Source organism: Geminicoccaceae bacterium, from assembly GCA_020638465.1.
In the GTDB taxonomy this organism is placed as follows: domain Bacteria; phylum Pseudomonadota; class Alphaproteobacteria; order Geminicoccales; family Geminicoccaceae; genus JAGREO01.
Map to the genome: position 1 here is coordinate 507,112 of JACKIM010000002.1, position 23,143 is coordinate 530,254.

At 60.8% G+C, this 23,143-nt stretch carries 20 protein-coding genes; 9 read left to right on the top strand and 11 right to left on the bottom strand.

The genetic code is table 11. The features are described 5' to 3' along the window. Nucleotides 1–96: 96 nt before the first annotated feature. A complete protein-coding gene (uvrB, locus tag H6851_12785; GenBank protein ID MCB9944480.1) occupies nt 97–2,250 on the top strand; it encodes an excinuclease ABC subunit UvrB in 2,154 nt (717 codons plus the stop codon). Nucleotides 2,251–2,278: 28 nt separating this feature from the next. Here the strand turns inward: uvrB and H6851_12790 are convergent, their stop codons facing one another. Continuing rightward, complete coding sequence (locus H6851_12790) at nt 2,279–3,229, bottom strand: alpha/beta hydrolase (protein MCB9944481.1); 951 nt, start codon at nt 3,227–3,229, stop codon at nt 2,279–2,281. A 172-nt stretch (nt 3,230–3,401) separates the two neighbouring features. On the opposite strand from H6851_12790, the gene H6851_12795 reads away from it, so the two are divergent. Then, nucleotides 3,402–5,009 carry a DUF853 domain-containing protein gene (locus H6851_12795; protein MCB9944482.1) on the top strand — a complete coding sequence of 536 codons (1,608 nt, stop codon included), beginning with the start codon at nt 3,402–3,404 and terminating at the stop codon, nt 5,007–5,009. 22 nt (nt 5,010–5,031) lie between these two features. On the opposite strand, the gene H6851_12800 is transcribed toward H6851_12795, so the two are convergent. Further along, entirely contained in the window at nt 5,032–6,078 is a 1,047-nt protein-coding gene (locus H6851_12800) for a LacI family DNA-binding transcriptional regulator (protein MCB9944483.1), read from the bottom strand. Nucleotides 6,079–6,577: 499 nt separating this feature from the next. Between H6851_12800 and H6851_12805 the strand changes: the two genes are divergently transcribed. Beyond that, nucleotides 6,578–7,378: a shikimate dehydrogenase gene (locus H6851_12805; GenBank protein ID MCB9944484.1), complete on the top strand. Its 801-nt coding sequence runs from the start codon at nt 6,578–6,580 to the stop codon at nt 7,376–7,378. 47 nt (nt 7,379–7,425) lie between these two features. Continuing rightward, a complete protein-coding gene (locus tag H6851_12810; GenBank protein ID MCB9944485.1) occupies nt 7,426–8,310 on the top strand; it encodes a methyltransferase domain-containing protein in 885 nt (294 codons plus the stop codon). A 74-nt stretch (nt 8,311–8,384) separates the two neighbouring features. Here H6851_12810 and H6851_12815 read toward each other — a convergent pair whose 3' ends face one another. The 3 genes from H6851_12815 to H6851_12825 all read right to left on the bottom strand — a co-directional run bounded on the left by H6851_12815 (nt 8,385) and on the right by H6851_12825 (nt 10,376). Beyond that, complete coding sequence (locus H6851_12815) at nt 8,385–8,882, bottom strand: hypothetical protein (protein ID MCB9944486.1); 498 nt, start codon at nt 8,880–8,882, stop codon at nt 8,385–8,387. A gap of 30 nt (nt 8,883–8,912) precedes the next feature. Further along, entirely contained in the window at nt 8,913–9,449 is a 537-nt protein-coding gene (locus H6851_12820) for a polymer-forming cytoskeletal protein (GenBank protein MCB9944487.1), read from the bottom strand. Between the two features lie 168 nt (nt 9,450–9,617). Continuing rightward, nucleotides 9,618–10,376, bottom strand: a complete 759-nt coding sequence (locus H6851_12825; GenBank protein ID MCB9944488.1) for an EI24 domain-containing protein — start codon at nt 10,374–10,376, stop codon at nt 9,618–9,620. Between the two features lie 46 nt (nt 10,377–10,422). Here H6851_12825 and H6851_12830 point away from each other — a divergent pair, with 46 nt between their 5' ends. Next, the gene (locus tag H6851_12830) at nt 10,423–11,430 is read left to right on the top strand and encodes an adenosine kinase (GenBank protein MCB9944489.1); all 1,008 of its coding nucleotides are present in this window, start codon (nt 10,423–10,425) and stop codon (nt 11,428–11,430) included. A gap of 49 nt (nt 11,431–11,479) precedes the next feature. On the opposite strand, the gene H6851_12835 is transcribed toward H6851_12830, so the two are convergent. The 4 genes from H6851_12835 to H6851_12850 form a co-directional block, all read right to left on the bottom strand. Continuing rightward, entirely contained in the window at nt 11,480–12,763 is a 1,284-nt protein-coding gene (locus tag H6851_12835; GenBank protein MCB9944490.1) for an O-acetylhomoserine aminocarboxypropyltransferase, read from the bottom strand. 280 nt (nt 12,764–13,043) lie between these two features. After that, nucleotides 13,044–13,685 (bottom strand): hypothetical protein, encoded by a 642-nt coding sequence (locus H6851_12840; GenBank protein MCB9944491.1) that lies wholly within the window; start codon nt 13,683–13,685, stop codon nt 13,044–13,046. Nucleotides 13,686–14,025: 340 nt separating this feature from the next. Then, complete coding sequence (locus tag H6851_12845; protein MCB9944492.1) at nt 14,026–14,622, bottom strand: hypothetical protein; 597 nt, start codon at nt 14,620–14,622, stop codon at nt 14,026–14,028. A 207-nt stretch (nt 14,623–14,829) separates the two neighbouring features. After that, nucleotides 14,830–15,090 carry a hypothetical protein gene (locus tag H6851_12850; protein MCB9944493.1) on the bottom strand — a complete coding sequence of 87 codons (261 nt, stop codon included), beginning with the start codon at nt 15,088–15,090 and terminating at the stop codon, nt 14,830–14,832. A 571-nt stretch (nt 15,091–15,661) separates the two neighbouring features. Here H6851_12850 and H6851_12855 point away from each other — a divergent pair. The 4 genes from H6851_12855 to H6851_12870 all read left to right on the top strand — a co-directional run bounded on the left by H6851_12855 (nt 15,662) and on the right by H6851_12870 (nt 20,800). Further along, entirely contained in the window at nt 15,662–17,509 is a 1,848-nt protein-coding gene (locus tag H6851_12855; protein MCB9944494.1) for an EAL domain-containing protein, read from the top strand. A 165-nt stretch (nt 17,510–17,674) separates the two neighbouring features. Continuing rightward, the gene (locus H6851_12860) at nt 17,675–18,784 is read left to right on the top strand and encodes a mitochondrial fission ELM1 family protein (protein MCB9944495.1); all 1,110 of its coding nucleotides are present in this window, start codon (nt 17,675–17,677) and stop codon (nt 18,782–18,784) included. A gap of 147 nt (nt 18,785–18,931) precedes the next feature. After that, nucleotides 18,932–19,876, top strand: a complete 945-nt coding sequence (locus H6851_12865) for a sulfotransferase domain-containing protein (protein ID MCB9944496.1) — start codon at nt 18,932–18,934, stop codon at nt 19,874–19,876. Nucleotides 19,877–19,909: 33 nt separating this feature from the next. Beyond that, entirely contained in the window at nt 19,910–20,800 is an 891-nt protein-coding gene (locus H6851_12870; protein ID MCB9944497.1) for a hypothetical protein, read from the top strand. Between the two features lie 219 nt (nt 20,801–21,019). Here H6851_12870 and H6851_12875 read toward each other — a convergent pair whose 3' ends face one another. Together H6851_12875 and H6851_12880 are read right to left on the bottom strand one after the other, a co-directional pair. Next, on the bottom strand, nt 21,020–21,469 hold the full coding sequence (locus H6851_12875; GenBank protein MCB9944498.1) for a hypothetical protein: 450 nt from the start codon (nt 21,467–21,469) through the stop codon (nt 21,020–21,022). Further along, complete coding sequence (locus H6851_12880) at nt 21,466–22,917, bottom strand: FliI/YscN family ATPase (protein MCB9944499.1); 1,452 nt, start codon at nt 22,915–22,917, stop codon at nt 21,466–21,468. The genes H6851_12875 and H6851_12880 overlap by 4 nt, the downstream gene beginning before the upstream one ends. Nucleotides 22,918–23,143 lie beyond the last annotated feature (226 nt).

Genomic DNA, 23,143 nt, shown 5'->3' on the forward strand with positions numbered 1-23,143 from the left:
CCGTTTGTCGGAAGGGGGCGGCCGGAAGCTCTTGCGCCTGCCGGTCGGAAAAGCCATTTTCCGTCCATGCAGCAGGATAATACCACGGCACTCGACATGCTTCGCGCGGTGGCCCATGCACCGGACCTGATCCAGCGTCCGGAAGGCGGGCAGCCCTTCCAGCTGGTCTCGGGGTTCAGCCCGTCGGGAGACCAGCCGGCGGCCATTGCGGCGCTGATCGAAGGGTTGCGGGACGGCGAGAACGATCAGGTGCTGCTCGGTGTGACCGGGTCGGGCAAGACCTTCACCATGGCCCATGTCATCGCGCAGATGCAGAGACCGGCGATCATTCTCGCCCCCAACAAGATCCTCGCCGCCCAGCTCTATGGCGAGTTCAAAAGCTTCTTTCCGCACAATGCGGTCGAGTATTTTGTCAGCTACTACGACTATTACCAGCCCGAAGCCTATGTACCGCGGTCGGATACCTATATCGAGAAGACTTCCTCGGTGAATGAACAGATCGACCGGATGAGGCATTCGGCGACCCGTGCCTTGTTCGAACGTGATGATGTCGTCATCGTGGCATCGGTGTCATGCATCTACGGTATCGGATCGCCGGAAGTCTACGCATCGATGACGATGACCCTGCGCAAGGGGCAGAAGATCGAGCGCCAGCGCTTGCTGCGGGCGCTGGTGGAACTGCAATACAAGCGCAATGAACTGGATTTTTCCCGTGGAACCTTCCGCTCGAAAGGCGACACGCTGGAGATTTTCCCGGCCCATCTTGATGACACGGCCTGGAGACTTTCCCTGTTCGGCGATGATATTGAGGACATCCACGCCATCGATCCCCTGACCGGCAAGAAGGTCGAGCGGCTGGAACGTATCAAGCTCTACCCCAACAGCCACTATGTGACGCCGAAACCGACGCTTCAGCAGGCGATCGAGGGCATCAAGGCCGAACTGAAGACCACCCTCGCGGATTTTCAGGCGGAGGGCAAACTTCTCGAAGCCGAGCGGATCGAACAGCGGACGACCGCCGACCTGGAGATGATGCTGACAACGGGTAGCTGTCCCGGCATCGAGAACTACTCGCGCTTTCTCACGGGTCGCAATCCCGGCGAGCCGCCACCGACCCTGTTCGAATATATCCCCGAGAATGCGCTGTTGTTTGTCGATGAGAGCCATGTGGCGGTGCCGCAGGTGGGCGGCATGTACAAGGGCGACTTTGCCCGCAAGAACACGCTGGCCGAGTTCGGCTTCCGTCTGCCGTCATGCCGCGACAACCGTCCGCTCAAGTTCGAGGAATGGGACGCGATGCGGCCGCAGACCATCTACGTTTCGGCAACGCCGGGCGATTGGGAACTGGAGCGTACCGGCGGCGTGTTCGCCGAGCAGGTCATCCGCCCCACCGGTCTCGTGGATCCGGCGGTGATCGTTCGGCCGGTCGAGCATCAGGTCGACGATCTGCTGGCCGAGTGTCGCGACATGCGCGAGCGCGGATTGCGCACGCTGGTGACCACGCTGACCAAGCGCATGGCCGAGGACCTGTCGGAATACCTGCATGAGCAAGGTGTGCGGGTGCGCTACATGCATTCGGATATCGACACGCTGGAACGTATCGAGATCATCCGCGATCTCCGGCTGGGGAAGTTCGACGTCCTGGTTGGCATCAATCTTCTGCGCGAAGGATTGGATATCCCCGAATGTGGACTGGTGGCGATCCTCGATGCCGACAAGGAGGGGTATCTGCGCTCGGAGCGATCACTGGTGCAGACCATCGGCCGGGCCGCGCGCAATGTCGACGGACGTTGCATCCTGTATGCCGATACCATGACCGGATCGCTCAAGGCCGCCATCGACGAGACCGAGCGGCGTCGTGCCAAGCAACTGGCCTATAACGAGGAACACGGGATCACGCCGCAGAGTATCCGCAAGACGATCAACGACATCATACAGTCGACAAGTGATGGTGATTACGTCACCGTGGATATCGGGCCGGATGCGGTCCAGCTCACTGGCCTCGACCTGCAGGCGCATATTGGCGAACTTGAAAAGAAGATGCGCGATGCCGCGGCCAATCTCGAGTTCGAGGAAGCCGCTCGGCTGCGCGACGAGATCAAGCGGCTGGAAGATGGCGAGTTGATGGGCAAGCCGGTCGCGACCAAGGGTGACCTCAAGCCCTGGCGGCCATCCAGCACACGTGAGGAAAAGCGCCGCGAGGCACAAAACCGCAGGCGGGGTGCAGGCCGCAGGCGCAAGGGTCCCTGATCGGCTTGTTTCCCAAAGTTGGACCCTGTCAGCGTCGTGAATGACAGCGCCTGAGGAAATCCGCGATCTGCTGGAAGAACGTGTCGCACGGGTCAAGATCGCGAATCATCGGCAGGCAGGCATGGGTGACACCACGCCAGATATGGTATTCGACAGGTGTGTCGGTTTCCTTGAGCCGGTCGAGCAGCAGGTCGCCCTCGTCGCGCAGCGGGTCGAATTCAGCTATGGCCATGTAGATCGGCGGTAATCCGTTCAGGACGGCATCCACCAGTTCGATGCGCGTATCGGCCCTTTGTGCCGGATCCGGAGCATGGTGGTTCCAGAACCAGTGCATCAGCTCCATCGACAGGACATATTCTCCGCCACCGAAGCGCGAAAAGCTCTCCCGGTCGAGTCTCGCACTGGCCGTGGGGTAGATCAGGACCAGTGAGGATGGCTTCACGCCGCCGGTGTCACGCTGGTGCATGGCCAGGCCGAGGGTCAGGCCGCCGCCGGCCGAATCGCCGCCCACGGCGATCCGGTCGGCGTCAATTCCCAGCTTTCGTCCGTTTTCGATCAGCCAGTCGAAACCGGCGATGCAGTCTTCAAGGGGCTGCGGAAAGGGATGCTCCGGGGCGAGGCTGTAGTCATAGGCTGCAACGATGCAGTCCGAACGGCGCGCCAGTTCACGTGCGATGACGTCGTGACTGTCGATGGAGCCGATCACCCAGCCGCCGCCATGCAGGTAGAGAAGCGCGGGTCTCGTTGCAGTCGAGGGGGCATTGTCGTAGAGGCGCATTCTTCGTGCGCCGAACGGTCCCGGTACGGTGAATTCCTCGACACGTGCAATTTCCAGCGGATTCTCGTTCCAGTAGGCATTGCGTCTTTCCTGTTCCGCACGGGCATCGGGTGCCGACATGGTCGCGTAGGACGGAAGTTCGGCTGCTTTCATCCGATCGAGGATGATCGCCATTTGTGGATTGAGCGTGGGGGCAGGCATGGCCGGGCGTCTCCTCGTCATGGTGCAGATGCTCGATTTCCCATCATCGGCAACATCAGGTTTCCCGATGCGGAGCGGCTCCCCTGTGCATCTGACTGGATCGAAGCGTTTTCACAAGCGGTGTTTGCCATTATGACTGGCTCACCAGCGAAGGAAAAGCGGGATCGGGCGCGTGGACCAGGCAACATCGCTATTGATCGGTCAAGGTGAGACACCGCAGAGTCTCACACTCAGGCTGGCCAATCGGCACGGCCTTGTTGCCGGTGCCACCGGTACGGGCAAGACCGTGACATTGCAGATCCTGGCGGAAGGCTTCAGCCGCGCGGGCGTGCCTGTCTTCTGCGCTGATGTGAAGGGTGATCTGTCGGGGCTGTCGCGGCCGGGCGAGGCCAGGGATTCGCTCACCCGGCGCGCTGTCGAGGTGGGAGACACGGATTACCGTGCGGAGCCCTCTCCGGTGGTTTTCTGGGACCTGTTCGGTGAACAGGGCCATCCCGTTCGCACGACGATCTCCGAAATGGGACCTTTGCTGCTGGCGCGACTCATGGAGCTGAACGACACCCAGGAAGGTGTACTCAACATCGCCTTCCAGGTGGCCGACGATGAGGGGTTGCTGATCCTCGACCTCAAGGATCTGCGCGCGGTGCTCAACCTGATCGCCGAAAACGCCAATGCCCTGACCACCAGCTATGGCAATGTCAGCAAATCCTCGATCGGAGCCATCCTCCGGCGCCTGCTCGTTCTCGAACAGCAGGGGGCAGAACATTTCTTCGGCGAGCCGGCGCTCGATCTGAACGATCTGATGCGGCAGGATCTTTCCGGGCGTGGCATCGTCAATGTGCTGGCCGCGGACAGGCTCATGCAGAACCCGCAATTATACGCAACCTTCCTGTTGTGGCTGCTGTCGGAGCTGTTCGAACAACTGCCGGAGGTGGGAGACCCCGAAAAACCCAAACTGGTATTCTTCTTCGATGAAGCCCATCTGCTGTTCGACGATGCTCCCAAAGCCTTGATCAACAAGGTTGAACAGGTGGTCCGCCTCATTCGTTCCAAGGGAGTGGGTGTCTATTTCGTCACCCAGAATCCCATCGATATCCCGCCCGACATTCTGAGCCAGCTGGGCAATCGGGTGCAGCATGCGCTGCGCGCCTTCACCCCGCGCGACCAGAAGGCGGTGCGCGTGGCTGCCGAGACGTTCCGACCGAATCCTGCCTATTCGACGGAAGATGTCATTACCCAGTTGGCAGTCGGTGAGGCGTTGGTGTCGACCCTGATGCCGGGTGGAATTCCGTCGATGGTCGAGCGCACGAAAATCCGGCCACCGCGGTCACGGATGGGGCCGATCACGCCTGAAGAGCGTCGTCAGACCATGGATTACAGTCCGGTGCGTGGCGTCTATGATGAGGCCGTTGATCGGGAGTCGGCCTATGAGACGCTGGCTGCGCGCACTGAAGGGCATGCCGAGGAGGCTGCGGCGGCACAATTCGAGGCGGCACTGGCCCGTCGGCATCAGGTCGATGAAGAGTTCCACTCCGCCCGGCGCATCGGTGGAAATGCCGAAGGGACATCGTCATCGCGGGTGCGCAAGGATCGGGCTGCTGCTGCACCGGCATCGGAAGGTAGTGCCGGCGGGTTCTTCTCGCAGATCCTCATGGGTGGTGGCGGTCGGCGACAGGGTGTTGCCGAAGCCATGGCCAAGTCGGTTGCCCGCAGCGTTGGCAGCCAGCTCGGCCGAACCCTGGTCCGCGGTGTTCTGGGTGGCCTGATCAAGCGACGTTGAGTCACCCGATGATATGATCCCATCAGGAAACACCGTCCGTTTGTGCCGTGCTCTGTCGGGCGACCAGTTTTGTCTCGAAGGTCCGGATGGCGGATTGACCCGTGTCGATCCGCTGCAACAGCATCCTGGCGGCCTCTATGCCGATATCGGTGCGTGGAGGGCGAATTGAGGACAGCGACGGCAGGACATATTCGGACGGACTGCGGTCGCCGAAACCGATGACCTTGACCTGCCGGGGGACGGCACGGCCCGCTTCGCGCAAGGCATGGAGGACTCCATAGGCGACGACGTCGCCATTGCAGATGATGCCGTCCACATCCCCATGCTGTCTGAGCAGGGCGCCGGCCAGACAGTTCCCCGCCGCAGGTGACGCGGCATCGGCGGCGATCGCGCGGTGGATTTCCGTCCCCAGACGCTCGCGCACCGAAGCGGAACAGCCATCGAGACGCTTTTGCGAACGGTGATCGCCGGAACGAATGCAGCCGATATAGGCAATGCGGCGGCAGCCCTGGTCAATGAGGTGGTCGGCCTGCTGGACACCGATGGCCCGATGGTCCATGCCCACGGCACAGTCCTGACACTCTTCGCAGACATCCCAGAATTCAACCAGTGGCAACTGTTCCCTTTTGATGAGTTGCTTGACTTCGGGATGGTGGTCGACGCCGACGAGGCCGATCCCGGCGGGTCGCCAGCTCAGCATCGCCCTGGCCAGTCTCAGTTCCTCCTCGGGGTCGAAACTGCTGTTGCCGAGCATGACGACGAGACCGGCCGCCTCAAGGGTGGTCTGCATGGCTTCCAGCGTCTCGGCGAACTCGGAATAGAATAGCGAGGGGATGATGACACCGACGATGTCGGTGCGCGCTCCGGCCAGTCCGCCGGCAAGGCGATTGGGCAGGTAATACAGTGCGTTGGCTGCTGCCTCGATTTCCTGGCGAAGTTGCGGGCGAACGGTCTGCGGTGCGCGGAAGGCCCGCGACGCGGTGTTGATCGAAACGCCTGCCGCGCGTGCGACATCGGCGAGGGTGGCCCTGACTGGCCCGGAGGTTCGGCGATTGTTCTCGGTCGTCAAGACGAGGCTCTTGTTCTCGATTGTTGTTCGGTGGCCCACCGGGACCGGTTGCGGGATCATAGGTGGCGGGATCCGTTTCGGCTACGATGTTGCGCTTTGTCCGCGATGTGGAATAGATGAAAGTGAACGTTGCGTTAACGTTTCGCGTCTGCAAAATTCCCCTTGTTGGCAAAGAGGCTTCTCGGCTGGAGTGGGTTGGTCGAGATGCCCGGGCAGGGGATCATGGCTCCTTGGGCGTCGGTTCCTGTGCATTGCCAATAGACTTGGGGGAGGGAACGGGCGGCGAGGCGACTCGCCGCCCGGGTCGATTTGATCGGGAGGCGATCTTGCCACCCGCTAACAGCCTTCATTCGTCATGTCGTCTTGAACCCGTCATGCCTTGACGGCAGTCGTCGGCACATCCTGAACGTGTGAAGTTGCGTGCCGTCATTGATCTTTTCCTGTTCCGGCGATCTTCTGCCGACTCTTGACGATAACCATGATGGGAGAAACAGGCAGCATGCGCTATCCGACGGGACACACGCATATCTATGGCATTCTGGGCGATCCGATCGCCCATGTCCGGGCACCGGAATTCCTCAATCCAATGATGGAGGCGGCCGGGCTCGACGGGTTCGTCGTGCCATTCCACGTTCTCCCCGCGGATATCGGGAGCTTTGTTCCCGATCTCGTCCGCCTGCGCAATCTGAGGGGCTTCATCGTCACCATCCCGCACAAGCCCGCGATGGCCCGCCTGTGTCAGCGGCTGGAGCGGGCGGCGGCACTGACGGGTACGGCCAATACGGTGCGCATCGAGCCGGATGGCACGCTCACCGGCGATATGTTCGATGGGCTCGGTCTCGTCGAAGGTGCCAGGGCGCATGACATGGATCCGCGCGGCCGGTCCGTTCTGGTTCTGGGTTGCGGGGGTGCGGGGCGGGCCATAGCCTTTGCCATGCCCGATGCCGGTGCCCGGTCATTGACCTTGTGGAATCGCAGCGCACAGGCCGCACATGACCTGCGGGACGATATCGCCCGGGCATTCCCGGGGTTCGATGTCCGGGTTGGCGAAGCCTCGGCGCAAGGGCAGGACCTCGTCGTTCAGTGCACCTCGCTTGGCCTTCATGCCGAGGATCCCCTGCCGATGGATCCTTCGAGCTTCGGGCCCGACAGTCGCCTGTTCGATATCATCGCCGTGCGCGATACCGAACTCATGGCAGCATCAGCGGCCCGCGGGGCGCGCGTGGTCGGCGGGCGGCCAATGGTCGAGCACCAGGCGGCGGCGCAATTTGCCTTTCTTGGCCCGCCGCCGCTGACCTGAGGAACGAACGGCTTGCCATCTGCGAACCGAGCGGTCATCTGGGACGTATGAGCACGCCGCCTCTTCTGTTCGACCGCCGTCTTCGTCGTCTCCGGGCTTCATCTGCCAGAGGACAGTCCTCCCTGCGCAGGGAAGTCCTTGATGATATCGGTGACCGGCTGCTGGGGCGGCTGGAAGGTGTGAAGCGGCGCTTTGAACGTATTCTTGTCGCCGGATCGTCGGCAAGCAGCCTGTTCGACGGTCTGCGGCGTCTTTACCCCGATGCGGCATTGTTTCACATGCAGGAGGGAAACACCCTTTGGGATGGCCAAGGTTCCATTGCGAAACTGTGCGCGGGAGTGACACATGTGCCGTTCGCAGCGTCGGCCTTCGATCTCGTGCTATGTGTCATGGAGCATCACGCCGTCGATGACCTGCCGGGGTCGCTGGCGCAGTTGACACGGATATTGCAGCCGGATGGGCTGCTGCTTTCGGTATTTCCCGGAGGCGAGACCTTGTGGCAGCTGCGCTATGCCATGTTGCAGGCGGAGATTGCCCAAGGTGGAGGAGCTGCGCCACGGGTGATGCCATTCGTCGATGTACGTGATGCCGGAGCGTTGCTGCAGCGAGCCGGCCTCGCGCTGCCGGTAGCGGATATCGATCGTATCGAACTGACATATGCCCACCCATTGGCACTGGTTGCCGAATTGAGGGCGCTGTCGGAAACCAGTTGTCTCATGGAGACGGTGCATCGACCGGTGGTCCGTTCGGTGCTCGAACACTTCATGCGCATCTATTCAACTGAATTGTGCGATGATCGTGGAAGGGCGAAGGTCACCATTGAGCTGGTATTCATGACCGGCTGGGTGCCCCACGAAAGCCAGCCTGCTCCACTTCGTCCGGGATCGGCCAAACTGCACTTTCTTGACGGTTTGGGAAAGACAACGAGCTGAACAGGCAGGCGCGGGGCACTCCGCTCAACGAGCGAACGGTCTCCCTTCGTCAGCAGTCTGCCCAACGGGACCTGTCAGTGAGTCTCGATCCGTCGTTGTCGCTTGTCTCCGGTGAAATCCGGCGCGCGGACAAGATGCTTTTCCAACGACGCGCAACTGTTGGCCTGGCCACCACGGATACCACGTGGTGCGCGCATGTGGTCGCGAACATCGTAATGGACGACCTCGTCACGCTTGTCGTGGTCATCCTTGAAGACGTAGATGTCAACCACGCAGTCACCAAAGCTGTAGCGCCAATATTGCGCTTCACTTTCACGCTGTTGCAGGCTTGGCTTGCCGAACAGGGCGACAACGTTGCTGGCATCCATGCCGATCAACTGGATGTTTTCTTCAAGAACCGGAGGCGCGGAAGAGTTCCACGCGGAGTCCCAGCCCGTATCACCGGGTGCAAGATAGGTGGAAAGATCCACCTTCTGTTCGGCACACCCCGTCAGCGTGCCGAGCATGGCGACCGAGCAAACACGAAGCCAACGCTCCGGTTGTAGTTTCGATTGCACTCGCCAACTTGCCACGGAACTGGAACTCCTCTGGAGAAACAGTAATCAGTCGCCGCCCCGGTCGAGCATCGACACGCTGCCCTGCAGCCTGCCGCCACGCTCGATCTCGAGCTCGCCATAACGAACCGTGCCCTTGACCTGACCTGTGCTGCGGATGAACAGGCGGTTTCGTACCGTCAGCTCACCCTCGTAGATGCCGCTGATCTCGGCTTCCTCGACTTCGGCCTTGCCTTCGGTAAAGCGGCCGGACTCGGCGATTTCGATCGCGCGGGTCTCGTTCAGGGTTACCTGCACGCTGCCTTCGACGACGAGGCGGTCGCAAGCCGTGATCTCACCGGAAAGGCTGATGCCCTGGCCAACGATCAGGCGCTTGCCCTGGGCGTCGGTCACGGGCGCCGTGCGCTGGGACTGAGCAGTGGAAGCTGTGGCTGTCGGATTGGCAGTTGGTGCGCTGGCGCTGGGGTTCACTGGAATCTCGGGTTGCCGACGTGGCAGATCGGGTTGGGTCTGGGGACGAGCGAACGCGGCGTCCTGATTTCCGTCAGTCGGGCTGACCGGATCGTTGTCTTTCCTGCGAAACATTGTTTGTTCCCGTTGAACGACTGGTGGGCAGAGCTGCCGCAGAGCGCTCTCGCATTGGGAGAGCATAACCCGGCAAAGATGAAAAAAGAATTAGACCCAAGGGGCCAAGCAAGTCAAACCATAACGCTAGAGAGCATGTTAGTGAAAGTGATGGCCGATTGAAAGCAACTATTGGTTGATTTCAGGTGGTGTCAAGAGTCGGTGATAACGATGCGTCATAAACGCCACACCCAGTAATGGCGCGACCAGATTGACAATGGGGATTGTCAACGAGAAGGCGATAACGACTCCTGAGATCCATATTCCGGCGCGCAGCCTCGAGCGTAATTTTGCGACCTCGCCAGGTGCCGCGCGACGCATCGCGACCACATCGAAATATTCCCTTCCGAGCAACCATCCGTTCAACGCGAGATAGATGACGATGTTCGGTCCCGGCATCAGGTAGAGGGGCAGGACCGCGATGTTCAGCAGGATGGCGAGACCTGCAAACCCGAGGCTTTCCACCAGCGTTTCACTCAACGGCTGATGCCGGGCCGGCGGCAGGGAGGGATAGTGCTTCGCCTCGACGGCATCACACAGGTCGTCGGCGAAAAAGCCCAGCGTTGTCGAAACGGCGAAGGGAAAGGCGATCCATGCGATGAAACTCGCCGCCAGGATGCCTGCACCCTGGATGAAGCCGTCAAGCCAGCCATATCCTGTTGCTGTGAAGACCTGCAGGACCTGCCACAGGACGACCACCAGAACGATCAGTACGGTCAGTGCCGCACCGATTGCCGTGAGCACTTGCCCGCGACTGCGGCGATCGGCGAGTTGTTCGACGGCCTTGACGATGTCATCGATCATGGTCGTGCGGGCTCGTGTACGTTCTGTGGCGACATCCGACGGTTGGGTCCTTGTGTCCTCGATGGGCTTCCGATAGGGGCTCATGTCGAGATCTGGGCCACCTTTATCAATATCCGGAGAAAAATATCCCATGGCAGAACATGCCGCCTGTGATCGGCGTTTCGACGTGCTGGGCATCGGCAACGCCATCGTCGATGTCATTGCCAACGTACCCGACAGCCTGATCGTTGAACTCGGCCTTGAAAAGGGTGCCATGACGCTGGTCGATGAACGGCGCTCGGAAGAGCTGTACGGGCGCATGCCGGCCGGACGCGAGGTTTCGGGCGGCTCCTGCGGCAACACCGTGGCGGCGGTGGCGGCACTGGGTGGCCATGCAGCCTATATCGGCCGGGTCCGCGACGATCAGCTCGGGCAGGTATTCGCCCATGACATCCGTGCCGCCGGCGTCACCTTCCAGAGCAGGCCGAGCGCTGATGGTCCCGCTACCGCGCGCTGCCTCGTCTTTGTCACGGACGATGCCCAGCGGACCATGCAGACCTATCTGGGCGCCTGCGTCGAACTGGGGCCAGGCGATGTCGATCCCGAGCTCGTGCGATCGTCGTCGGTCACCTATCTCGAAGGTTATCTGTGGGATCGCCCGGATGCGAAGGCCGCCTGCCGCAGGGCCGCCGATATCTGCCATGAGGCGGGCACCCGCCTGTCGCTGACGCTGTCCGATGCGTTCTGCGTCGATCGCTGGCGCAACGAATTCCGCGAACTGGTGTCGAACGAGGTCGACATTCTCTTTGCCAACGAGAGCGAAATTCTCAGTCTGTATCAGATCACCGATTTCGATGAGGCCGTGGTCCGAGTGAGGGAGGATGTCGAACTGGCGGTTCTCACGCGCGGGCCCCGTGGATCGGTGATCGTGCGCGGCGATGAGGTCCATGTGATCGATCCGGTCCGTCCCGCGCGCGTCCTCGATACCACCGGGGCAGGTGATCTTTATGCCGCCGGCTTCCTGCACGCCCTGTGCAGGGGGCATGATCTCGATGTCTGTGGCCGTCTGGGATCGCATGCGGCATCTCGGGTGATCGCGCAATATGGTGCGCGTCCGGAGCAATCGATGGCCGACTTGCTCGAAAAGGTTTCGGGGTAGGCGCAAGGCGCCCACCCCGGCTGTCGTGTCGATGCGGTGATGTCTGTCGTCAGTTGGCGGAAGACAAGGCCTGGTCGAGGTCGGCGATGATGTCGTCGACCGTCTCGATGCCGACCGAGAGCCGGATGACATCGGGCCCGGCACCGGCCGCGGCCTGCTGCTCGGGGGTGAGCTGACGGTGGGTCGTCGAGGAGGGATGGATGATCAGCGACCGCGTGTCGCCGATATTGGCGACGTGGCTGATCATCTGGCAGTTGTTCACCACCTTGACCCCCATGTCGTAGCCGCCCTTGACGCCGAAGGTGAAGAGGGCACCCAGCCCGTTGGGGCAATACTTGTCGACCAGGGGCGTGCGGTTCTGCGGCAGCCGCGCATAGGAGACCCAGGTGACCTGCGGGTGATCGGCGAGCCAGGCCGCCACCTTGTCGGCATTGGCGACATGCCGCTCCATCCTGAGCGGCAGCGTCTCGACCCCCTGCAGGATCAAAAACGCGTTCATCGGCGACAGGCACGGGCCCATGTCGCGCAGTCCGATCGCCTTGTTGCGCACGGTCATCGCGAAGGCGCCGAAGTTCTCGTAGAACCGCAGGCCGTGATAGGCGGCGCACGGCTCGGTCAGGAGCGGGAACTTGCCAGAAGCGGCCCAGTCGAACTTGCCACCCTCGACGATCATCCCGCCGATCGAGTTGCCCTGCCCGCCGATATACTTGGTCAGCGAATGGACGACGACATCCGCCCCCCATTCGAACGGCCGGCAGAAATACGGGGTCGGGCAGGTGTTGTCGACGACCAGGGGGATGCCGGCCGCATGCGCGATCCTGGCGATCGCCTCGATGTCGGGGACGATGCCGTCCGGATTGGAGGCGCTCTCGATGAAGAGGGCCTTCGTCCTGTCGTCGATCGCCGCCCGGAAATTCTCGGGCTCGCGCGGATCGACATAAGCGACCTTCCAGCCGAACTGCGGGAACGTCTGGTTCATCTGGCTGATCGAGCCGCCATAGAGCTTGGACGACGAGACGATGTTGTCGCCCGGGCTCATCAGGTTGAGGAAGGTGAGAAACTGGGCGGAATGACCGGATGCGGTGGCACATGCGGCGGTTCCGCCTTCTAGGGCCGCGACCCGCTCCTCAAGCGCCGACACCGTCGGGTTGGTCAGGCGTGTGTAGATATTGCCGAATTGCTGAAGGTTGAACAGTGAAGCGGCGTGATCGACGTCGTCGAAAACGTAGGAGGTGGTCTGGTAGATCGGTACCGCCCGGGCACCCGTCGTGGGATCCGGCGACGCTCCGGCGTGAATGGCCAGTGTTTCGAATCCGTATTTGCCGTTGCTCATGACATCCTCCCGAGCAGTGGAACGGTCCTTGATTGCAAAGGTGACGATCATCGGTCGATGCATTCGTCACCATGTCGACCATGATTGCCATGTGACGATTGCCATCGTGCAATGATCAACGAGGAGGCTTCATGGCCGATGCCGATCCTGAAGTCCAATGCGGCCTGCTGGAATGGCTGCGAACTCCGGAAGGGCCGCCATACCGTGCTTCCTGTGGAAATGCGTGTCCGTTGCGGCCGGTACCGTTTTTGCCCGATGGGGCGATCCTGCTTCGACCCGGTCAATCGCCGGGCAGGTAGGTCACGGTCTTCAATCGCAGCTTTTCGCGTGTCTTGCCTGTCCGTTCGACCACCGGTTTTGTCTCCTCGACCACATCCTCCGACGGGGAAGACGAACGTGACGACGCGCGCGCACGACCCCAGTGATCGTCGGGTCCTTCCGGCTCGTCGTCATCGTGCAGGGCTTCAAGCCGCTCCCGTGCCGAAGCCGTCTCCGGCGGTGTTGCCGGCGTTGCCGGTTCCGCGAGGCTGAGAGCGAGTTCGCGCAGCCGGTCCATCGATATGGGAGGAGGCGATTGCGGGCGGCTATCCTCATCCTCGACCGCCTCGATGGTTGCCAGGTCCGCGGCGACGGCCTCTTCCTCAAGGTCATCCGCGTCCGAAACGGTGAGGCGCAGTCGGGCAACCTGTTCGAGAAACTCCTCGCGCATGGCCGGTTGCATCCGGTCGATCTGGCGCTCGTCGATCATGCGCTGCGCCTGGTCGAGAATGTTGCGCGCATGCACCAGCTGGCCCGATGCCTTGGTGTTGCCTGCGAGCATCTGGGCCAGGGCTTTCGTCGTCGGCTGGAGTTGCGACAGCAGTTCCGCAGCCGAACCCGCCGGACGCCGCTGACCACCACCTCGCCTCGGTGCGGCAGGCATCTTGTTTCGATGTTTCCCGGAACCGCGTCGGTACGGGAACATGGAGCGATTTTTCGCGTTCACTTTCGATCCTTGATGTAACGCGACGGACAACAATCACAGCCAGATGCACAACAGACCGGAGATACGATCTTGCCGGGCGTCAAATCGGGGCGTGAACCTATATCCTCACCAGCGACCCGCTGCGAGTTCCCGATACCCCATGACTACGAATGATCTGCATATCGGCTCGTGTTCGGGAGATTTCGTGTTCCGTCACCCTCTCACTGCTACCGGGTTTGGATTGAAAATCAAGTAAAATCCGGCGATTGGCATCTGCTGCAACAATTGACAGGTGATTTTACGCCTGAGATGAGACTTTCTTGAACCAAAGAGTAGTTCCCGTGGGTTTCATATGCCGAAGCTGGACACCTGAACGTTCCAGCGTCTGGCGCAGGACTTCGAGGCGTATCGATCCGTGGCCGTTTTCCACATCCGGCATCATGCCCTGGCAATCGATGATCAGGTCGTCAGGAGTGTCACCGAGAATGGAAAATTCTCCCGGTTTTTTTTCCCGCTGATCGTCGATGAAGTCGTCCAGAGCCCGGTGGAAGGCCGCCACGTCGACCAGCACCGGCGATGTCACGGCCAGCAGGGGATGATCGTCCGACAACCACGGCGCAAGCAGGTCCCGTGGAGCAATGGCCTGCCGGGCCTGCGGCGTGCCATTGATCCGGGCGAGGCGGTCGAGCGCGTCGAAATGACCGTCGAGTTCCCGCGACGCATCGGCGATGAGCTGGACAACATCGCGGATGGTCTCGGGGACAGGACCGCAGGACCCGTCAATGATGAGTTCGGAGGCCGAACGGATGGCATTGAGCGGGGTTCGAAGTTCATGCGAGGCGAACCACGCCGTCTCGGCGACGATCCCGCGATCCGGGCTGCTGGCTGATGTCATGACACACTGGCGATGGGAAGGAAGACGGGCAGGAAACGAGGCTGGAGCGGGGAACCGGGACTGGCGGTACGGCTTCGATCCGTTTCGGTCCCGCAAGCCGGGCCATTGTTCATGTCGAAGTGCATGTCGAAATGGTTAACTTCCTGAAGACTATCAGCAATTGTTGACAATATACGCAAGATCCAGCCCATTCCCGTCCTGCTCCGGTCAACCCGAGGACGCCATTCGTACGCGATTGGTCTTGGTTTCCTTGTCCTTGAGCTGCTCGTAGATTGTCCGGCCATGCGACAGCCCGGTCGAGTGGTCGTAGATTTCCTTGACGACGCGGATGCCGCGGACTGACCTGCTGCGCGCCAGGTTGACGGATGCCGAGAGGGCATCTTCCTGAGTTTCGGTAACCAACTTCACTTGCCACTGTTCTTGTTCGAGGGCCAGAACCTCGAAACTGATATCGATGCAATCGGTCATATTTTCCTGTCCACAGCGGTGAGCGGCGAAATTGAGGAGCAGGCGTTACTGTGCCAGAACATGTTTAACAAAGGATTTACAACCGGACGGTAGTGACCGGTGATCCCTGTTTTCTTTTTGCTGACCATGGGGATGAGGCTGCATTCTGCTCAGTTGCTTCCTTCCGGTCTGAACGTCCCCAGCCCATGGCCCGGGGAAAACGCCGCCCTTCCTTTCGCGCGGGTTTCAACATCAACCGGGACATTCTTGAGCGTTTTGCAATTCGACGTTAGTAGGCCGTTAACTTGAAACGCTTAGTTTGAACATCGAAAGCCGGTGACTTTCCCTTGATGCACCGGTCAATGAACAAACGGATTGCTGAGCGCCGGTGCCTCGAAAAGATGTGATCATCACGAGTTTGATCTGGTTGGTGGCTTTGCTGTTTGCGGGTGCCGCTGCACTGGGCATTGTCCCGCAGCCGCTCCGTTCCGCGCTAAGTTTACCTTTCTTCGATTTTCTCATTTTGTCACCAATGGCAATTGGTTGGCTTTTAGGCATCGTCATCAGTCTCGCTGGTCCGGCCATTGCCCAATTGACCCTGTCACGCATTTTGACCGTGAAGGGCACGGCGATTGTCATCGGGGCAACGGCATTTTCGCTCCTGCCCGCCATCCTGGCCGGTTTTCCCGAAGTGGCATTGATCGCAGCATTGCCGCCAATTGTCGGTCTGGTCCGTTCGTCGACTGTTGCCGGGAGCACTGGAACAGTCGGGAGCAATTCCTCCGTCACCGGCTTTTCACATGACATGCTCGACGATGCGATTCTCGTCGTCGATCGGTCAGGCCGAATCCGCTCGAGCAATGCCGCCGCGATGACGCTGATCGGTCACGACGGTGGCGGGCGTTCTGCCAGCCGCTACCTGCCTTTGCTCAAGGACGAGCAATATGCGGACCTCTCAGCCTGTTCCCCGCTTCGCGTCGAAACGGAATTGCGTCGAGAATCGAGTGAAGCGGTCAGCGTCGAGTTTACGCTTCACGGGCAAGGGCAGGGCGATGCCTGGCGGGGTGCGCTACGCGTCACAGACATAAGCGAGCGGGCTGCCAGAACGGCGCGGCTTGAGCGTCTCGCCCTGCACGATGCGCTTACCGGACTGCCCAACCGCGTTCTCCTGCATGACCGCATCAACCAGGCACTGGCGATGGCGGAGCGGCAGAAGAAGCCCATGGCCATTCTGTTGCTCGATCTCGACAAGTTCAAGCAGGTGAACGACAATCTGGGGCATCATGTGGGAGACCTGCTGCTTCAGGCCGTCGGGCCGAGACTGTCGGGGCCATTGCGCAAGACCGATACCCTTTCACGTCTCGGCGGCGATGAATTCGCCGTTCTCCTGCCACCTGCAACCGATGTCGCCACGGCCCGCTCGGTGGCCGAACGTCTGGTCGAGGAGATTCTCGATCCCTTCAGCATTGAGGGAATGTCGCTTGATCTGGGCGTGAGTATCGGCGTGGCCGTTTACCCGCAACATGGCAGCGATCTCGAGACGTTGATCAATAATGCCGATGCTGCGATGTACAAGGCCAAGCGCGGTCGACTAGGCTATTGCGTCTTCGATACGGAGCAGGACTATCAGGACACCCAGAAGACCCACTTGCAGCGCCAGTTGAAGGCGGCCATCGACAATGGCGACCTGACTGTCCTCTATCAGCCCAAGGTCATGGGCGGCGACTGGAGGGTTGCGGGCATGGAAGCGCTGGTTCGCTGGGAACATCCCCAACGCGGGATATTGCAACCTTCCGAGTTCATCCCGCTTGCAGAGCAGACCGGCTTGATCATGCCGTTGACGCTCGCCGTGCTCAACACATGCCTTGAAGCGCAGCGGCAGTGGCGTCATGCGGATCTGGATTTGTCCCTGGCTGTCAACCTTTCGGGCAAATGGTTGCAGGACAAGACTTTTCCCAGGATTCTGAAGCTCCTTCTCGCCAATTGGCACGGGCGCGCGGACAGGCTGTTGCTGGAAGTTCCCGAATCGGCGATCATGAACGATCCTGATGGTACGCTGGAGGTCATGCGCGGGATTCATGAACAGGGCATCTCCCTGTCGCTGGATGATTTCGGTACCGGTTATTCCTCCTTGCCGATGTTGCAGCGTCTGCCCATCGACGAACTGAAAATTGATCGCGGGTTCATCGACGAAATGGCCAGCGACCGGGGCTCTGCTGTGGTCGTGCGCTCGGTGGTCAAGCTGGCGCACGGGCTCGGTCTGCGCGTCGTTGCCGAAGGGGTCGAGAACAGGGTGACGGCCGACTGGCTCTCGGGCCTGGGCTGCGACCAGTTGCAGGGGTTCTACTTTGCCCGGCCAATGGCAGCGGATACCGTTCCCGACTGGATCGATGCCAACGAACGTGAAGTCCAGGCAAGACTGTCGACCAGCCCCGCCTGAGGCCCGTCAACGGACGAAGGCATTCCCGCATGTCCGCTCATATTGCCATCCTGACCATCCACCTGCATGGATTGCAGTCTTTCGGCAACGGTCACCCATAGTCATTGGCGACACTGGCGGGATACTCACTGGCCGTCGAAGGATCAGCCGCGCTATAGAGCCGGCATGACCCAGGCCAATCATCTTCCGGTCGACCGTGAGCCGCGCGTGTGGCTTCTGCTTGCCGAAAAACTCGGCGACAATGCCCAGGTGCGGGCACTTGCCGACGCGCTTCCCTGGAAAAGCGAAATCCGCAATATCCGCATGAAGCCCGATTTCCAGATCGGCAAGCCGCAATTCGTACCGTCGCTCGACCATCTCGACCGGCATGCATGCGACCCGATCGAGCCGCCATGGCCCGATGTCCTGATTACCATCGGCAGGCGTCCGAGCATGGTCGCCCTGTGGATCAAGGAGCGCTCGCCATCGACCCGCATCGTCCTGGTGGGCCGGCCGAAACGCTGGCTGGAGCAATTCGATCTCGTCGTGGCTCCGCCTCAATACGACATGCCTCCGGCAGCCAACGTCTATCGCCTGCACTTGCCGCTCATGCGCGCAGATCGAGAAAAGGTCGCGCAAGCTGTCAATGTCTGGCGGCACAGGCTGGCTGACATGCCGAGACCGCTCACCGCTGTCCTGGTTGGCGGTCAGACGCGCCCGTTCCGTTTCGATGCCGCCGCCGGCGGGGAACTCGCCGGCAGGCTCAGGGATGTGGTCGACCGCGATGGTGGCTCCCTCTATCTCACGACCAGCCGCCGCACCGGCCAGGCCGTCACCCATGCGCTCGCCCGCGATCTCCCGGAACGATCGCGAATCTATCGTTTCGGGGAAGATCCTTCGGAGGATAATCCCTATCATGCCCTCCTTGGCCTGGCGGACCGCTTTGTCGTGACCGGTGACAGCGTTTCGATGCAGGTCGAGGTCGCCGGTCTGGGCAAGCCGCTGGCGATCTATCCACTACCACTTGACAACAAGCTGCGCATTCACCCGCAGCGATGGCTTGCGCGCCTGCTGGCGCCGGGCACGGTTCTCGGCGACCTGCTGCGCCGTAGCGGTCTTGCCGGATATGGTCGCGACCTGACAGGTTTTCACGAACGGTTGTACCGAAGTGGCCTTGCCGTGCGCCTGGGCGAGCCATTCCGCGAACCATCGACGTCAGTCGCCGATGAAGTCGATGGAGCAGCCGCTGCCGTATGCGCACTGGTTGGAGCGGCTTGCGCGGGCCAGGCCGGATGACCGGACATTCGACGGTCACCATTATGTCACGCTGCGTGCTTTATGTTGCGTTGCAGCACGCATTGTCATGAGCCTGCATTGCGAAAACGGCGATGCCTGTGTATATGGCCGAACCCTACCCCGTGAAGCGCTCGTGGACGAGATTGCATGTGGCATGTGCTATGGAAAAAAATCAGTCGTGAACTGACCATCCGATTGGCGTTCTTTCTGTCACCCGAGGACAAGCGCAAGCTTGAACGTCGTCTGCGAGGCAAGGAGGAAAAGCGGAAGCTCGACCTTGCCGATGCGGTGATCGTCTCGTTTGGCAAGAGTGGTCGCACGTGGTTGCGCATGCTGATGTCGCGCTTCTATCAGCAACGCTACCATCTCTCCGATGCTGCCTTCATCGGCTTCGACAACCTGACCCGCAAGGACAGCCATATTCCGCGCCTGTTCTTCACCCACGATAACTACCTCAAGGATTACACGGGCAACGTTGACGACAAGCGCGATTTCTACGGCAAGAAGGTGGTGCTTTTGGTGCGTGATCCGCGCGACACTGCTGTTTCGCAGTTCTTCCAGTGGAAATATCGCATGCGCGAGGCCAAGAAGGGGCTCAACGATTATCCGGATCATGGTGCGGATATGTCCGTTTACGATTTCGTCATGCATGACGGCGCGGGCATGCCCAAGGTGATCCGCTTTCTCAATGACTGGGCTCGCGAGATCGACTCGATCGGCGATGTGCTGATCGTCCGCTATGAGGACCTCCGCTCCGATACGGCCGGTGAGCTCGGTCGGGTGCTCCGTTTCGTGGGCGCCGATCCCACAGCTGAGGAACTTGCCGATTGTGTCGAATTCGCCAGCGTGGAAAATATGCGCAAACTCGAGGAAAAGAGGGTATTCTGGGCCGCGGGTAGCCGCATGAAGGCCAAGGACCGGGACAACCCGAATTCCTACAAGGTTCGGCGGGCCAAGGTCGGAGGTTATCGCGATTATTTCGAAGATGGCCAGATCGAGACCATCGAGGCGATGATCGACCGTGACCTCCTCCCGGGGTTCCGTTATGGCCGGAACGAGAATGCCGATCGGAACGAAGCGGTCGGCGCCTGACAGCGAGCATGAAAGCCTGAAGGAAACATGATCATGAAGCCGAAGGTATTCATCCATACCAATCACAAGCAATATATGGGAGCGCTGGTTTCGGCGCACTCGATGCGGCGCAATTCGAAGACGCCCGATGCCTTCGACGTCGAACTCATCGAGCTGAAGGATCACATGGATATCTTCGGCAAGTATGAGGGGCGTGACTATCTGCGTGACGGCGTGAACCGTACCTGGCTGAATGACGACCTGCAGTCCTTCACACCGCTGCGCTTCATGCCGCCGGAGCTTATGGGATACCAGGGCAAAGCCGTTGTCGTGGATCCTGATGTCTTCGCCGTGCAGGACGTCAAGGAGCTGTTCGACCGCGACATGCAGGGCAAGGCCGTCTGGTGCGCCTACAGGGCGGGCCATCCCGCTTCCTCGGTGATGCTGATGGATTGCGCGCAACTCGCGAACTGGAAGGTCAGCGAGGATTTCGATGCCCTGTTCCGGCGCGAGCGCGAATACAAGACATGGATGAACCTGGGCTACCAGCCGGCGGAAACGATCGGTCAGCTGGAGGCGGAATGGAACGATTTCGACAAGCTCAGCCCGCAGACCAAGATGATCCATAACACGCGCCGCAAGACCCAGCCGTGGAAATCCGGTCTGCCGGTGGATTTCGTCCCGGCGGAGAACAATCCCTATTCGCCGCTTGCCTGGATCATGTTTGCCCGTCGCAAGCTGTTCGGTCCCTACGGCCTGCTCGGTACCTACAAGTCGCATCCCGACCGCAATCAGGAAAATTTCTTCTTCGGTCTGCTCAAGGAATGTGTCGATAACGGTACGATCACCGAGCCAATGCTCAAGGACGCGATGAAGCACAACTTCGTTCGTCACGATGCGTTCGAGGTGATGGAGCGCGTTCCCGACCTGCCCAGGGCTGCCTGACCGACTGCGCAGGCGGATCATCTCGCATATGATAAGGTTGTGTTCCTGTTAGCTGTTGATGGCCAACCGCAACCATTCACGGTGGTATGGCACCTCGGGCTTTTTGTCGAGTACGTGATGCCATGCGAGGTCGTTCGGCAGGTGCTTCGTGGCGACGCCCTTGAAGGCGGCGATTCAGGCTTTGAGGTTGCTGTGGCGGGTCTTGCGGTGAAGCGCGGGTCAGCTTCGTGGCAAGCGGGAATGACGTATGGTGGCCAGTTCCTCAATCTCGTTCTGCTCTCGATGATCCATTCGCACTCGTTTCGCCCGCCGTCGCCGCTCGGCGACCAGTTCGAGTCGTTTGACGGCAATCATCTGTTCGCCCAACCGTTCCCGGACCGCCTGGCAGCGTCGATCCTGGATCTGCAGGGCCTTTTCGAGGTCGAGCTTGCGCCTCCGGTTGCCCTCGACCAGCCGTGAAACGACATCGAAGGGAAGGGGTTCCGCATTCGACGGGCCTGCGCCTGGCGCGTTGATTCCGTCGATGGCCTGGAGGATGGTCGACTGGGTTGCGGCGCAAGCGGTCGTGAGCTGGTGACGCACTGCTTCCTCGGCGGCGAGTTGTTGTCGCTGTCGGTCGAGCTCGTCCTTTTTCATGCGAGCCAGCAGGTCGAGTGCACGCGTGCTCATCGACTGCTCCCCGTACCCGCCGACGGGTTGAGGATATGCGACAGTTCATCGAACGGGTCGAGTCCTGCAGTGGCCGTGGCATCGTCGAGGTCTTGTGCGAGCAGGGCTTCGAGCTGTGGGCGGATGGCGATGGCTTCATCCACACGCGGATTGCTGCCAGAGCGATAAGCTCCCAGTTCGATGAGTTCCGCCATTTCGCTATAGGCCTGCATGAGCGAACGTGCCCGCTGGACGAGTTTGCGCTCGTGGGGTTCGTAGCAGCCTGGCGCGGAACGCGAGACGCTGCGAAGAATGTCGATCGCCGGATATCGCCCGCCTTCGGCTATGCGTCGATCCATGATCACATGCCCGTCGAGAATGCCTCGGACCGTATCGCTGACCGGTTCGTTGGTGTCGTCACCTTCCACGAGCACGGTGAAGAGGCCCGTTATGTTGCCACCCGAGGAACCCGTGCCCGCACGTTCGAGCAGTCTTGGCAGTTCCCCGAAGACACTGGGGGGATAGCCTTTTGCCGTCGGCGGTTCGCCTGCGGCGAGGTAGATTTCGCGCAGCGCCATCGCGTAGCGGGTGACGCTGTCGAGAAGGCAAAGCACTTCGAGGCCCTGATCCCGGAAGTATTCGGCTATGGCGAGTGTGATGTTGGCCGCACGCCGTCGCATCATCGCCGACATGTCGGAGGTTGCGGCAACCACGACGCTGCGCTCAAGCCCCTCCGGTCCCAGGGTATGGGTCAGCATTTCCTGCAGTTCGCGGCCCCGTTCACCGATCAGGCCGATGACCATGACATCGGCATCGCAATGGCGGGCCATCATCGACATCAGGCTCGATTTCCCCACGCCCGAACCGGCAAAGATACCCAGACGCTGGCCGCGGCAACATGGGGTGAAAAGGTCCATGGCCCGGACACCGAGGCGCATGCGCTCACCCATGAGCCGGCGGGTGTGAGCGGGTGGCGCGGTCGCATGAACGAGGTAGGATAGAGGTCCTTGATTGAGGGGAGGACCGCCATCAGCCGCATCGCCGATGGCATCGAGGACTCTGCCGCGCCACGAAGAATCCGGACGAATGGAACTGAAACGCCGGTCGATCCGCACCGGCGCCCCATGGGTGATGGCTGTCGGAGGGTCGTAAGTGAGAAGAGTCACGCCTTCCTCGGTGAAGCCGACAACCTCGGCGAGCACGGCATTTCTCACGCGGCCCGACCGATCGTGGGGCTGGTTGTGGGGGCTTCCTGTATGAATCCAGCAGGTATCGCCGAGGCCGACCAGCCCCTTGAGACCGTACGCGGTTACCCGATTGCCCAGACAGGCGTGAGCTGTGCCACCGATCTGCATCGTTTCGATGGATGACAATGCACCCCTGAATGCGGCAATCTCGTTGTCTGCCCAGATTTGCAATCTGCTCTTGCCCTTCTGCCTGCCTCTTTGCGCCCTGTAGTCGCAGGGCATGGTCGCCAGTTGGAAAGCCGTGGTCGCACCCGATCGTCGCGGTTTCGCGAAATGCCTGCGGATCGAAGCCGGATCTCGATGACTCCATCTTAAGGGCAGCCAGTTAACAAACCGTAGCCGTCCGCAAGATTCATTCTTTGGTCCAGAAAGTCAGGGTTAATGTCTCGCCTCGTTCATTTTCCCTGGGCTTGGTGGAGATGTCTGCCGGCCGTGTGGAACATCTGGG